The sequence below is a fragment of the Mycobacterium sp. genome (assembly GCF_035603715.1).
Classification (GTDB): Bacteria; Actinomycetota; Actinomycetes; order Mycobacteriales; family Mycobacteriaceae; genus Mycobacterium.
In genome coordinates this window covers 1-10,912 of sequence record NZ_DATNJW010000328.1, presented here as the reverse complement: position 1 = coordinate 10,912, position 10,912 = coordinate 1, and the positions used below count along the sequence as shown (strand labels likewise).

Annotated in this window: 13 protein-coding genes; 10 read left to right on the top strand and 3 right to left on the bottom strand. The window is 64.1% G+C overall.

Annotation, left to right across the window (positions count from 1 at the left end):
* The 3 genes from VN856_RS13570 to rpsQ all read left to right on the top strand — a co-directional run.
* Positions 1-134, top strand: a 134-nt coding sequence (locus VN856_RS13570) for a ribosomal protein L16 (protein ID WP_325689823.1), incomplete at its 5' end; no start/stop codon positions are given.
* Positions 134-367, top strand: coding sequence for a 50S ribosomal protein L29 (gene rpmC, locus VN856_RS13565; RefSeq protein WP_325689821.1), 234 nt, complete (start codon positions 134-136; stop codon positions 365-367). The genes VN856_RS13570 and rpmC, both read left to right, overlap by 1 nt.
* Positions 367-732, top strand: coding sequence for a 30S ribosomal protein S17 (rpsQ, locus tag VN856_RS13560; RefSeq protein WP_325689819.1), 366 nt, complete (start codon positions 367-369; stop codon positions 730-732). The genes rpmC and rpsQ overlap by 1 nt, the downstream gene beginning before the upstream one ends.
* On the opposite strand, the gene VN856_RS13555 is transcribed toward rpsQ, so the two are convergent.
* A complete protein-coding gene (locus tag VN856_RS13555; RefSeq protein WP_325689817.1) occupies positions 725-1,615 on the bottom strand; it encodes a bile acid:sodium symporter family protein in 891 nt (296 codons plus the stop codon). The genes rpsQ and VN856_RS13555 overlap by 8 nt on opposite strands.
* Positions 1,616-1,939: 324 nt before the next feature.
* Here VN856_RS13555 and VN856_RS13550 point away from each other — a divergent pair, with 324 nt between their 5' ends.
* The 3 genes from VN856_RS13550 to VN856_RS13540 are packed head-to-tail and all read left to right on the top strand — an operon-like array spanning position 1,940 to position 5,904.
* The gene (locus VN856_RS13550) at positions 1,940-4,291 is read left to right on the top strand and encodes an arylsulfatase (RefSeq protein ID WP_325689815.1); all 2,352 of its coding nucleotides are present in this window, start codon (positions 1,940-1,942) and stop codon (positions 4,289-4,291) included.
* Positions 4,292-4,325: 34 nt separating this feature from the next.
* The gene (locus VN856_RS13545; RefSeq protein WP_325689813.1) at positions 4,326-4,985 is read left to right on the top strand and encodes a hypothetical protein; all 660 of its coding nucleotides are present in this window, start codon (positions 4,326-4,328) and stop codon (positions 4,983-4,985) included.
* 4 nt (positions 4,986-4,989) lie between these two features.
* A complete protein-coding gene (locus VN856_RS13540; RefSeq protein ID WP_325689811.1) occupies positions 4,990-5,904 on the top strand; it encodes a formylglycine-generating enzyme family protein in 915 nt (304 codons plus the stop codon).
* Here VN856_RS13540 and pstS read toward each other — a convergent pair.
* Positions 5,878-6,975 (bottom strand): phosphate ABC transporter substrate-binding protein PstS, encoded by a 1,098-nt coding sequence (gene pstS / locus VN856_RS13535; RefSeq protein ID WP_325689809.1) that lies wholly within the window; start codon positions 6,973-6,975, stop codon positions 5,878-5,880. The two genes, VN856_RS13540 and pstS, sit on opposite strands and share 27 nt — an antisense overlap.
* Positions 6,976-7,313: 338 nt before the next feature.
* Here pstS and VN856_RS13530 point away from each other — a divergent pair, with 338 nt between their 5' ends.
* On the top strand, positions 7,314-8,234 hold the full coding sequence (locus VN856_RS13530; protein ID WP_325689807.1) for a DUF4436 domain-containing protein: 921 nt from the start codon (positions 7,314-7,316) through the stop codon (positions 8,232-8,234).
* 4 nt (positions 8,235-8,238) lie between these two features.
* On the opposite strand, the gene VN856_RS13525 is transcribed toward VN856_RS13530, so the two are convergent.
* Complete coding sequence (locus tag VN856_RS13525) at positions 8,239-9,393, bottom strand: hypothetical protein (protein ID WP_325689805.1); 1,155 nt, start codon at positions 9,391-9,393, stop codon at positions 8,239-8,241.
* 255 nt (positions 9,394-9,648) lie between these two features.
* Between VN856_RS13525 and rplN the strand changes: the two genes are divergently transcribed.
* The 3 genes from rplN to rplE are packed head-to-tail and all read left to right on the top strand — an operon-like array spanning position 9,649 to position 10,903.
* A complete protein-coding gene (gene rplN, locus VN856_RS13520) occupies positions 9,649-10,017 on the top strand; it encodes a 50S ribosomal protein L14 (RefSeq protein WP_325689803.1) in 369 nt (122 codons plus the stop codon).
* The gene (gene rplX, locus VN856_RS13515; protein ID WP_325689801.1) at positions 10,018-10,335 is read left to right on the top strand and encodes a 50S ribosomal protein L24; all 318 of its coding nucleotides are present in this window, start codon (positions 10,018-10,020) and stop codon (positions 10,333-10,335) included. It abuts the gene before it with no gap.
* A gap of 4 nt (positions 10,336-10,339) precedes the next feature.
* The gene (gene rplE / locus VN856_RS13510) at positions 10,340-10,903 is read left to right on the top strand and encodes a 50S ribosomal protein L5 (RefSeq protein ID WP_325689799.1); all 564 of its coding nucleotides are present in this window, start codon (positions 10,340-10,342) and stop codon (positions 10,901-10,903) included.
* Positions 10,904-10,912: the final 9 nt, after the last annotated feature.

The window sequence follows — 10,912 nt, the reverse complement described above, 5'->3', positions numbered from 1 at the left end:
CCAACGTCAAGCCGGGTCGCGTGCTGTTCGAGCTCAGCTACCCCAACGAGCAGACCGCCCGGGAGGCGCTGACCCGCGCGATTCACAAGCTGCCGATCAAGGCACGCATCGTTACCCGAGAGGATCAGTTCTGATGGCAGTGGGAATTTCGCCGGGCGAACTGCGCGAGCTCAACGACGACGAGTTGATCGAGAAGCTGCGCGAGTCCAAGGAAGAGCTGTTCAACCTGCGCTTCCAAATGGCGACAGGTCAGATGAATAACAACCGTCGGCTGCGCACGGTCCGTCATGAGATCGCACGGATCTACACCGTGCTGCGTGAACGCGAACTCGGCCTGGCTTCTGGGCCCAATGGTGAGGAATCGTAATGGCAGAGGCGAAGAAGGCAGCCCCGGCGAAGGCGGCCAAGGCCGCTCCCAAGACTGGCGCCGCGAAAGACGGGAACGCCAAGGGGCCCAAGCACACTCCGGCCACCCCGAAGCCGCGCGGTCGGCGTAAGACCCGCATCGGCTACGTGGTCAGCGACAAGATGCAGAAGACCATCGTGGTCGAGCTCGAAGACCGTATGCGCCACCCGCTGTACGGCAAGATCATCCGGACCACCAAGAAGGTCAAGGCGCACGACGAGCACGGCGACGCCGGCATCGGCGACCGCGTCTCGCTGATGGAGACTCGTCCACTGTCGGCCACCAAGCGCTGGCGGCTCGTCGAGATCCTGGAGAAGGCTAAGTAGCCTCCGCTGCCGGTGAGCCCGCGAGCTCACGGTACGCAGGATCCAGGCGGCGGACGGCGACGATGAACGCCAACGCGATCAGCGGGCCGATAATCCCGTAAACAGCAGCGGGCATTGCCATGTCGGTGTTGTTCAGTAGCTGCGGGCTGAGCGCGATGCCGACCGCTACCACCGCGTTGTGCAATCCGATCTCCAGACTGACGGCGATAGCTTGTCGTGGGGCTAGCTTCATCCAACGCGAGACCAGGTACCCGACAGTCAGGCTGATCGCGCAGAACGACACCACGGCCGCACTGAGCACACCGAAATTCCTCCACAGTGTTGATTGGCTACCGGCGATTCCGCCGACGACGGCGAGAACCAGCAGTACCGCAGCGGCGATCCTGACGACCTTCTGCAGTCGCCGGGCGAAATCGGGGAAGCGGTGACGGATCGCGACGCCGATTGCGACAGGTATCAGCACCATTGCGAACACCGTGAAGAACTTGTCGAATTGCAGTGGGATGAAACGTCCTTCGCCGAGAAACCACGACAGCGAGAACGCGAGTATCGCGGGTATGGCGAATATCGACAGCACCGCGTTGATTGCGGTGAGTGTGAGATTGAGCGCCAGGTCACCATTGGCGAGGTGACTGACGAGGTTCGCCAACATCCCGCCCGGCGTCGCGGCCATCAGCATCAGCCCGACGGCCAGGTTGGGCGTCAGGTGCAGCGCCTCGGCGATCAGCAGGCACAGCACCGGCAAGATCAGCGACTGGCAGATCAAGGCTACGAGCAGTGGGCGTCGCACCGTGGCGGCGCGGCGGAAGTCTGCGACGGTGAGCGTCAGTCCGAGCGCGAGCATGACCGCGCCGACGACCACTGGTAAGAACCGGTTGTCCATTACTCTCCAGGGGGTTCAGCGCGTGCGCCGACCGGTGTCGACCGGCGTAAGGCTACGGCGCGACGATGCGTTAGATAGGCAGTCTACGGTTTGCTGTCGCGGTTGGTGTCGTGAGCCCGATCCGCACGACTGGAGCACCGGTATCGCGTTGCTGCGTGAGCGGTCTCGGCCGAACTCGAATCGCCATGAGCGGAACCAACGGCGGGTGTTCAGCGGTGTGCGGCGGCGTGACTGTTCGTGATGATGATGTTGGCCGACAGTTCGGCGCAGCGGTGTACTCTGCATCCGGAATCCTGGAGGTCCACTACGAGAGTGAGGCCAGCGATGGCTACCGAGTTCAACGGCAAGATCGAGCTGGATATCCGTGATTCGGAACCGGATTGGGGCCCATTCGCTGCGCCGACCGCGCCGGAGGGCGCACCCAACGTCCTTTATCTGGTGTGGGACGACACCGGCATCGCGACGTGGGACTGCTTCGGCGGCCTGGTGGAGATGCCGGCCATGACGCGCATCGCCGAGCGCGGCGTGCGACTGTCACAGTTCCACACCACGGCCCTGTGCTCTCCGACCCGGGCGTCACTGCTGACCGGTCGCAACGCCACCACGGTCGGCATGGCGATGATCGAAGAGTTCACCGAAGGCTTCCCCAACTCGAACGGCCGCATCCCGTTCGAAACCGCGTTGCTGTCCGAGGTCTTGGCCGAACAGGGCTACAACACCTACTGCGTCGGCAAGTGGCATCTGACACCACTCGAAGAGTCCAACCTGGCGTCGACAAAACGGCACTGGCCGACCTCGCGTGGCTTTGAACGCTTCTACGGATTCATGGGCGGCGAGACCGACCAGTGGTATCCGGACCTGGTGTACGACAACCACCCGGTGAATCCGCCGGGCACCCCGGAGGACGGCTACCACCTGTCGAAAGACATCGCGGACAAGACGATTGAGTTCATTCGCGACGCCAAGGTGATCGCACCCGACAAGCCGTGGTTCAGCTACGTGTGCCCCGGCGCAGGCCACGCCCCACATCATGTGTTCCAGGAGTGGGCGGACCGTTACGCCGGCAAGTTCGACATGGGCTATGAGCGCTACCGAGAGATCGTGCTGGACAAGCAGAAGTCGATGGGCATCGTGCCGCAGGACACCGAACTGTCGCCGGTCAACCCCTATCTCGATGTCAAGGGACCCGACGGTCAGCCGTGGCCGCTGCAGGACACGGTGCGGCCATGGGACTCACTCAACGACGAAGAGAAGCGACTGTTCAGCCGGATGGCGGAGGTGTTCGCCGGTTTCCTCAGCTACACCGACGCCCAGATCGGCCGGATTCTGGACTATCTCGAGGAATCCGGGCAGCTGGACAACACCCTGATCGTGGTGATCTCCGACAACGGCGCCAGTGGCGAGGGCGGTCCCAACGGGTCGGTGAACGAGGGCAAGTTCTTCAACGGCTACATCGACACCGTCGAAGAGAGCATGAAGGTGTTCGACCAGCTGGGTGGGCCGCAGACCTACAACCACTACCCGATCGGTTGGGCGATGGCCTTCAACACGCCCTACAAGCTCTACAAGAGGTACGCCTCGCACGAGGGTGGTATCGCTGACACCGCAATTGTTTCGTGGCCCAAAGCAATTGCGGCGCACGGTGAGGTCCGGGACAACTACGTCAGCGTCTGTGACGTCACCCCGACCGTCTACGACCTGCTGAACATCCAACCGCCGGAAACCGTGAAGGGTATCCCGCAGAAGCCGCTGGACGGCGTGAGTTTCAAAGCGGCTCTTACTGATCCGTCGGCCAACACCGGCAAAGAGACTCAGTTCTACACGATGCTGGGCACTCGCGGGATCTGGCACAACGGCTGGTTCGCCAACACCGTCCACGCCGCAACACCTGCCGGTTGGAGTCATTTCGACGCCGACCGCTGGGAGCTCTTCCACATTGAAGCCGACCGCAGCCAGTGTCACGACTTGGCCGATGAGCATCCCGACAAGCTGAAAGAACTCAAGGCATTGTGGTTCTCCGAGGCCGCGAAGTACAACGGGTTGCCGTTGTCGGACCTCAACCTGTTCGAGACATTGACACGCTCGCGGCCATTCTTGGCGAGTGAACGGGACAGCTACGTCTACTACCCCGATTGCGCCGAAGTGGCCACCGGCGCTGCGCCCGAGATCCGCGGCCGCTCGTTCGCAGTACTTGCCGACGTCACCGTTGATAGCACCGGCGCCGAAGGCGTGCTGTTCAAGCACGGCGGGGCGCACGGCGGACACGTGCTGTTCATTCAGGACGGACGGCTGCACTACGCCTACAACTTCCTCGGTGAGCGGCTACAGGAGGTGTCGTCGTCGTCCGCGTTACCGCTGGGTCGGCACTTGTTCGGCGTTCGCTACGCCCGCACCGGCACGCTGCAGAACAGCCACACACCGCTTGGCGACGTCACGCTGTTCATCGATGACGCGACAGTGGGCACGCTGGCCGACGTGCAGTCGCATCCGGGGACCTTCGGATTGGCCGGTGCCGGCATCACGGTCGGACGCAACGGTGGTTCGGCGGTGTCCAGCCGGTACAAGGCGCCGTTCGTGTTCATCGGCGGCACCATCGCGCAGGTCACCGTCGATCTCTCCGGCCGGCCATATCAGGACGTGGAAAAAGAATTGGCGCTGGCTTTTTCGCGTGACTGAGCAGCGGTCGAGATGTCGTCTAGCGTTGCCGGTAATGGCCGCTCTGGCGACGATCGCGGTGCTGTCGGGTTGCGAGCGGACCATCGCCGGAGTTGCCGCCTGGACTGGGGGTTCCGCGCAGTCAGCGACCGGGTCGCAGCGTCCCACCAGGAGCAGCGGCACACCTGTTCCCGGGATCGAGACGACGTTGCCGGAGCACATTCCGCCCAATGCATTCGTCTGCTTCCCCGGGCCGCCCGGGATCGGCATCGGCACCGTCGCTCAGGTGTCCGATCCGGCCGCGCCGAGGATCACGCTGGCCGTCCCGGAAGCCTGGGCCAGTGACCCGGGGCAAGGCGATGTGGCGTTGTCGCTCAGCGGGCCGGACGGCATGACCGGCACGGTGACCATTAGCGTCACGGCGCGCGACCCGGCCTCGGCCTTCGCCGATTACGTTGCCACGCTGGCACGTTCGAAAGTCGACTTCCAGGTCGACACGGTAGGCGTCAAGTTCTGCGGGTACAGCAGCCAGAAGCTCACCGGAACGTTCCTCGGACCTCAGGGCACGTGTGAGTTCGCCGACCGCATCACCCACATCTGGACCAACACGAGTCAATATCTGGTCGCCATCCACCTGGAAGGGCCACCGGATGCTGCAGGGTTCGGTGCCGCGAAAGCCGCGGTGATGCAAGACTTCGCCGTCGTCATACCCTGAACCCATGCCCACCGAGCTCGTCGACCTGCCGGCCGGGTCATTCCGCATGGGCTCGACGAGCTTCTATCCCGAGGAAGCGCCGATCCACACCGTGAGCGTCGACGCTTTCGCGATCGAGCGGCATCCGGTGACCAACGCTCAATTCGCCGAGTTCGTCACCGCCACCGGGTATGTGACGGTAGCTGAGCAGCCCATCGACCCGGCGCGTTACCCGGGTGCCGATCCGGCCGAACTGCAGTCTGGCGCAATGGTTTTCCGCCCCACACCGGGTCCGGTCGACTTGCGGGACTGGCGGCAATGGTGGATCTGGGTGCCGGGCGCCAGCTGGCGGCATCCATTCGGGCCGGACAGTGATATCGCCAACCGGCCCGATCATCCGGTGGTGCAAGTGGCGTATCCCGATGCCGCGGCGTACGCGCGCTGGGCCGGCCGGCGGTTGCCGTCCGAAGCCGAATGGGAATACGCCGCGCGCGGCGGGGCCGGCACCACCTACGCGTGGGGCGACGACGAGAAGCCCGACGGCAAGCCGATGGCCAACACCTGGCAGGGCAGCTTTCCCTATCGCAACGACGGGGCACTCGGCTGGGTCGGCACCTCACCGGTGGCCGAGTTCCCCCCGAACCGGTTCGGGCTCTTCGACATGATCGGCAACGTCTGGGAATGGACGGCCACCGAATTCTCGGCCCACCATCGGCTGGACGCGCCGCCCAAATCCTGTTGTGCCCCAACGGGACCCGCCGACCCGACGATCGCGCAGACACTCAAGGGTGGCTCACACCTGTGTGCCCCCGAGTACTGCCATCGGTATCGCCCGGCCGCCCGCTCGCCGCAATCGCAGGACACCGCGACGACCCACATCGGTTTCCGGTGTGTGGGCGCCCCGTCCGCCGGATCAGCTGATGGCGTCGGCCGCGGCTGAGACCTTCGCCTGGAAGTCGGGCGGCAGCGGGATGTAGCCGTTCTTGTCCAGGTCGATCTGTCCGGGCCCGAGTGTGGCCTGCAGAGCGGCTTTGACAGCCATACCGGTCTGCGGGTCGGGGTATTTCGAGCAGACGATCTCGTAGGTCGCCATCACGATCGGATAGACGTCGTCCTGGGTGGGGTTGTAGAACGACGTGAGGTCGAGCACGAGGTTGTTGCCCTTGCCGATGATCTTGGCGCCGGCGATGGTCTTGCCGACCGAGTCGGTGCCGATCCGCACCGGCCGCCTCGTCTTACGACTGGCCGGGGTCTTGATCTCCGCGGCGAACAGCCCTTGCTCCATCGCGAACGACAACTCGTTGTAGGTGATCGAACCCTCAGTGTTCTTCACCATCGACGAGGTGCCGTCGTTCCCTTTGGCGCCCGTGCCGACGCCGCCCTTGAACTCCTTGCCGGTGCCCTGGGTCCAGTCGCCGCCGGCAGCGGCCTGCAGGTAAGCCTGGAAGTTGGCGGTGCTGCCGGATTTGTCGCTGCGATAGACGACCTTGATGTCCTCGGACGGCATCGACGCGTTGAGTGCCGTGATCGACGGGTCGTCCCACCTCTTGATGCTGCCGTTGAAGATCCCGGCCAGCGTTTGCGCGTCGAGCACCAGGAAGTCGACGGGCAGGTTGTAGGTGATGGCCAGCGGGCCGAAGACCACCGGCAGGTTCCACGCTTCGGCCCCCCCGCAGCGCTGCTTGGCGGCGGCGGTCTGGTCGTCACCGAGCGGAGTGTCCGATCCGGCGAAATCGCTCTTGCCGTCCAGGAAATCGGTGATTCCGGCACCCGAGCCGTTCGCGGTGTAGTTCAGGCTGTGTCCAGGGCAGGACTTGCTGTAGGCGCTGACGAACCGCTTCATCGCGTTGGCTTGCGCGGTGGAGCCGCTGGCCGATATCGCCGACTTGCCGCCGCAGCTCACCACCACGCTCGCATAGGCCATGCTGGTGTGCGGAACCTCGCATCCCGACAGCACTGTGGAGCCGGCGGCCAGCAAACTGATCGCAGCGGCTGATCGTCTGTGCTTCATGTTGATTGCCTCACCCCGGACGTCGACATGATCTTTGGCATTATTGGTAACGGATCGCGGTCGCGAACCGACGTCAGATTAACTGGTCGAGAGCCGAACTGTCCCGCCCCATGGGCGAATTCATATTTTCCGTTAGTGTGCCTGAACTGCGCGTTACTGCCGGGTGGCCAGCGGGTGACGAGATTCGGGCGCCCTGTCCTACATCGTTCTTTCGTATCGCGATCGACACCTTCGTTCGCTAACGTGACCCCCGTGTTGCCCAGACAGGCCGACGTCCAGCGCACAGTGCCAGTCCGCGCCCGCCAAGTAGTCCCGAAATTCCGGGCTGGCGGCGAGCAATGACCGTCCAGACCCCGTCGGAAACCTCATCGCCTCCCGCGGCGAAGCAGGAGCGGCAGCGGCCCCGCATCGTGATCGGCGTGGTCATCGTGCTGGTCGTCATCGGCGCCTACGCTCTTTCGCTTTTCGGCGTTCACTTGCTGCAAAAGTCAGAGGGTCCACTTCCGCCGCTGGACATCAGCCAGGCCGGCCCCGATGAGACCGTGGTGCAGATTCGGCTCGAGGAGCTGAAGTCCACGACGAATCGCCTCACGGTGAACGTGCTCATCTATCCGGGCGAGTCCCTGGAGGACAAACGCTTCGATGAGTTGAACACCGATATCGCAGTGCGGCTGTATCCACCCAACGATCTGGGTGATCTGAAATACCCGGCAGGCAAGGCGCCGGCCCAGGTCAGTACCACGATCCAGGCGCACGGTGATCCCGGCGCCTGGCCATTTGACTCGTATCAGACCGAGCCGATCTCGGCGGACGTCTTCGTCGGGAATGGCGCCGAACGCAAGCGACTCCCGGCTCTTGTTCAGGTGACCGGAGCGATGGACGGGTGGGACGCAAGCGTCACCCGCAACAGCGACACCAGTGAAACCGGAAGCCACAACACCAGCAATGTGGTCGTCACGCTGCACCGGGCCAAGGGGCCGCTGATCTTCGACCTGGGCATCATCCTGGTCTTGGTCAGCCTGCCGACCCTGGCGCTGGTGGTGGCCATCCCGATGGCGATGGGCAGACGAAAGTTCGTGCCGCCGTTCGCCACTTGGTATGCGGCGAACCTGTTCGCGATCGTTCCGCTGCGAAATATTCTCCCCGGCGCGCCGCCGCCGGGTTCCATGATCGACCAGGCACTGGTGCAGTGGGTGCTGCTCGCGCTGGCGACGGCGATGGCGTTGTACATCTACTCCTATGTCCGGCAGGGAGATTGACGCGTCACGACCCGCGGCAGGTGAGCGTGGCGTGCACGATCACGCTGTCGGAGGTCAACAGGTTGGTTTCCACGTCGCCGTAGAAGGAGCTGTTGTCCGCGCTCCAATTGGCGGTCTGTACGGTCGTCGCCCAGACTCGTTTGTGCCCAATGGTTTTGGCGTTGTCATCGGCGTTGAAATCGCTGAGCCGCTGCGGGTTTGAGCCGTCGGGGCTCATCGTCCACCAGTCGGTGCCGTGTGATGGGTTGTCGGCGTTGGTCATCCACAGCACCTGTCCATCGGGGGTGTAACGGGGATGCTCGTTGTAGCTGTTGCCACGCGTAAGTCGAGTGGTCGCACCGGAATTCAGGTCGTAACGGTAGATCTGGTTGCTCCAGAAGTTGTGGGTTTCGAAGTCGCTGGTGAACACCAGAGAGGACGAATCGGCTGAGAAGCCACCGGTTTCGTTGAAAGCGTCGCCGGTCGGCGACACGGTCCGGACGTTCGACAGAGCCGGTGTGCCGTCCGGGCCGACGTTGAAGTCGGCCACCTTGATCGCCCAGAACCCGGCAAACCGATTTGGGTCCACCGCCTTGGGGGCCTTGGTGCGTTCGGTCCATTCGAGCAGCCGGCCGTCGGGAGAGAACTCCGGGATGATCGTGCCGTGGTCCTTGTCGGTGGCGACGTCGGTGAGTTGCCAAGCGCGTGATCCGTCGGCGTTGGCCACCCACAGATCGGAGTAGCTGCCCCAGCCGGGCGTTGCGGTCACCGAACTGCCCGGATGGTTCGGCTTCTCGGCGACAAAGGCGATGAACGCCCCCGACGGGCTCCAGACCGGCGTGCCGGTGCTGCGCTGCGGGAAGCCGGGCGAACCCGCTCCGAGCTGACCGGCGTCGGCGCCGTCCGGGGTGACCGTATAGACGTGGTAGGCGCCGTCGGTGCCCTTGGCGTTGTAGGCGAGCAGATTCTTGGTCTTCGACCAGTCGGCGCCGAAGGCGTCCCGCCTGAAGATCTGGTAGCTGATCGGCGGCCCGCACCCGGGACGCCCGACGGATTTCCCGGGCGCCGGCTCCGCGACGCGGCCCTTGACCGGCGGATGGGCGCAGGAGGCGCAGACCGCCAGCACAAGCGCCAACCAGGCACGCACGACCTGCGAAGAAACACCCGTCGCTACGCTCAACGTCAGGCCCTTTTCGTCGCTGCCGGCCGCCGGCAATGGCCGTCGACCAGGAATTTGGCTCTGAGCAGGTCTTCACCTAGACTCTAGGGGTTGCCGTGGGCAGACCTCGGCTGGCATCTCGAAGCTTTACCGTCAGCCCCGCGTGCCTTTCAGTGACGAAGACCATGCACGACTGGTCTGGTGGACCATGCAATCCAGCGTCCTCCAGCCCGTTCACGCGTGGGCGTGCATACGTGAACCAGGTCAGGAGATCGAGTGATTCAGCAGGAATCGCGGCTGAAGGTCGCCGACAACACGGGCGCCAAGGAGATCTTGTGCATCCGCGTGCTCGGCGGCTCGTCGCGGCGGTATGCCGGCATCGGCGATGTGATCGTTGCGACGGTCAAAGACGCCATCCCCGGTGGCAACGTCAAGCGCGGTGACGTGGTCAAGGCCGTCGTGGTGCGCACCGTCAAGGAGCGCCGCCGCCCAGACGGCAGTTACATCAAATTCGACGAGAACGCGGCCGTGATCATCAAGCCCGACAACGACCCGCGTGGACCCCGCATCTTCGGGCCGGTTGGCCGCGAGCTGCGGGAAAAGCGCTTCATGAAGATCGTCTCGCTTGCCCCGGAGGTGTTGTAGATGAAGGTGCACAAGGGTGACACCGTCCTGGTCATCGCGGGCAAGGACAAAGGCGCCAAAGGCAAAGTGATCCAGGCTTTCCCGACCCGCAACAAGGTGCTCGTCGAGGGCGTCAACCGGATCAAGAAGCACACCGCGATCTCGACCAACCAGCGCGGCGCGCAGTCGGGCGGGATCGTCACGCAGGAGGCCGCGATCCACGTCTCCAACGTGATGGTGGTCGACTCCGACGGTAAGCCCACTCGGATCGGCTACCGGGTCGACGAGGAGACCGGCAAGCGGGTTCGCATCTCCAAGCGCAATGGCAAGGACATCTGACGGCATGACAACTACTGAGAAGGTTCAGCCCAGGCTGAAGACGCGCTACCGCGAAGAGATCCGTGAGGCGCTGAACAAGGAGTTCGCCTACGCCAACGTCATGCAGATCCCGGGCGTGGTGAAGGTTGTGGTGAACATGGGCGTCGGCGACGCCGCTCGCGACGCCAAGCTGATCAACGGCGCGGTCAGCGACCTGGCGCTGATCACCGGACAGCGGCCGGAGATCCGCAAGGCCCGCAAGTCGATCGCACAGTTCAAGCTGCGCGAGGGCATGCCGATCGGAGCGCGGGTGACCCTGCGCGGCGACCGGATGTGGGAGTTCCTCGACCGGCTCGTTTCAATCGCGTTGCCGCGTATCCGGGACTTCCGCGGTCTGTCGCCCAAGCAGTTCGACGGTTCGGGCAACTACACATTCGGGCTGAATGAGCAGTCGGTTTTCCACGAGATCGACGTGGACAACATCGACCGGCCCCGCGGCATGGACATCACCGTCGTCACCTCGGCGACTAACGACGACGAAGGACGAGCGTTGCTGCGCGGCCTCGGCTTTCCGTTCAAGGAGAACTGACCAGATGGC